This window comes from Carboxylicivirga sp. (assembly GCF_982718395.1).
Genome location: NZ_CEXQWX010000171.1, coordinates 1 through 2,677, shown reverse-complemented (window position 1 = coordinate 2,677; position 2,677 = coordinate 1). Strand labels below are relative to the sequence as shown.

Below are 2,677 nucleotides of genomic sequence, written 5' to 3'. Positions count from 1 at the left end.
GCATTTGTTACATCAACTGTGCTTGATAATCCATCATAGGTATCGTCTGAATTGGCATCGTCAACAGATAGAGTCAGCACATAATCAATATCACCATCGACTTCATCATCATCATCACCTGTTACAGTGACTTTCTGCGCTTCATCCCAGTTAGCTGGTGTAAAGGTCAAGATTGTTACATCTAGACTACCTTCAGTTGCATCCAATCCGGTAATGTTAATGATTACATCACTTGTTGGCTGAGTATTAAGTGCTACATCAAAACTGTCTGTTGTACCACCTTCAGAAGTTTCAGTTGAGCCATCTGTTAAAGTAACTGAGATTCCGGCTGAATCGTTATCTGCATTCGTTACATCAACTGTACTTGATAATCCATCATAGGTATCGTCAGAGCTTAAATCATCTACACTTAATGTTAGAGTATATGTTATATCGCCATCAAGCATATCGTCATTCACTCCTGTTACAGTTACAGTTTGAGCTTGATCCCAATCTGAAGGAGTAAAAGTCAATTGTGCATTATCAATAGCACCCTCTGTATTATCAATCCCTGAGATATTGATCACAACATTTGAAGCTGGCGCACCTGAAAGAACCACCTCAAACGTATCTGATGTTTTATCTTCCGATGTTTTTGTATCGTCTCCTGTTAATGTCACCAAGATATTGGCTGAGTCGTCGTCTACGTTAGTAACATCAACCGTTTTGGACATGTCATCATAGGTATCATCAGAAGCATCATTGTCAACGCTTAATGTTAAGGTATAACTGATATTTCCATCAATTTCACTTTCATCTTTACCTGTTACAGTAATAGTTTGCGCCTGATCCCAATCCGATGGAGTAAAGGTTAATTGTGTATCGCTCAATGAACCTTCTGTAGCATCTAATCCCGTAATGTTTATAACCACATTACTAGTTGGCTCACTGGTAAGCACCACATCAAATGTATCTGTTGTTCCTGACTCTGATGTTTGTGTATCTGAGTCGGTTTCAGTTACAATGATATTGGCTACATCATTATCTATATTGGTTACATCTACCGTAGTCGAAATGCCATCATAAGCGTCATCTGAATTAGCATCATCCACTGTTAAATCAAGTGTATAAGTAATATCATTATCAATGATGTCTTCATTTACACCAGTAACAGTAACTGTTTGAGGCTGATCCCAATCATCAGTCGTAAATGTCAATTGTGTTTTATCCAACGATCCTTCTGTGGCATCTAATCCGGTAATATTAATTACCACATCAGTTAAAGGTTTTGTATTAAGAACCACATCAAAGTTATCAGTTGTGACATCTTCAGAAGTTTCTGTTGAACCACCCGATTGAGTAGTTGTGATTCCGGCTACATCATTATCTGTAATTGTTGCTGTAACAGATTGATCACTATCCTCAGTTCCATTCACTATTGATTCGATGGTTGCAATAACTGTCTCATCTCCCTCTGCTTCTGCATCTTCTGTACCGGTTAAAGTAACTGTTGCTTCTGTACTTCCTGCCGGAATAGTGATATTCAATGAGGTATTTGAATAATCTCCTGAACCTGCAGTTCCTGCCAAGGCAATTATAACATCAATATTCTGAACACTTACTCTGTTAGAAACTGCTTTAACAACAGCTTCTCCTCCATTTTCAGAGAAAGGTGAACCTGTTAATTCAAGGGTTACAAGAGGTTGAGTTTCATCATCTGTTATGGTTATCTGTTCTTTCTGATCACCATTTTCAGTTGCTGCTCCTCCTGATACTGCTGTAATTTCGGCTTCTACTATTTCACTTCCTTCGTATACATTATCATTAGTGCTACTTAGAGTTACAAAGGCTGAAGTTGCCCCTGCAGGGATAGTTATAGTTGTTGAAGAAACACTATAATCTGCACCTTCTGTTGAAATATCATTTAATGCAATGGTTACATCAACATCCTCGTATGTCGCATTATTTAATGAAGCTGTAATATCTGAGATTCCACCATTTTCTGCTATTGATGCTGGTGATACAGCTAAAGAAACTACTGGAAGTACTTCATCATCTAATATGGTAATTGTTTCAGCCTGATCTCCTGACTCTGCAGCTGAACCTCCAACCACATTTGTAATTGAGATTTCAACATCTTCATTACCTTCATACACTACATCCAGTTTACTTGTTAAAGTTACACTAGCTTCAATACTACCAGCTGGTATAACAATCGAAGTTCCTGATAAACTATAATCTGAATTAGAGGCAGAAACATTTGTTGCTAAAATAGTAACTGTTACTTGCTCATATGTTGCAGTACTTAATACAGCTTTAATGGTAGACGTACTTTCATCTTCATTTATTGATGACGGATCAACTTCTAATGTAACTGTTGGTGCTGTTTCATCATCCGTAATTGTTATAGTAACGCTTTGAGGGGTAGAGTGCTCGGTGGCACTTCCTCCACTTACAGCTGTGATCTCAACGTCAGTATCTTCACTGCCTTCGTAAACTTCGTCAGTCGCTCCTGTCAGGGTTTGTGTGAATGATAAGCTTCCGGCTGGAATGGTGATCGTTGTGGATGACAAGCTATAATCGGAGGCGCTGGCGCTTCCACCTGTTACTCCTATCGTAACGTCAACATCTTCTGTTGTTGCCGTAGAAAGGGTCGCTGTTATCGTGCTTACGCCGCCTTCTTCCGAAATGCTTGTTG

General features: G+C 39.0%; 1 protein-coding gene. It reads right to left on the bottom strand.

Annotated elements, in window-relative coordinates:
- Positions 1 to 2,677: beta strand repeat-containing protein (locus AC4MRQ_RS21530; protein WP_491199797.1), on the bottom strand; the 2,677-nt coding region annotated here is incomplete at both ends.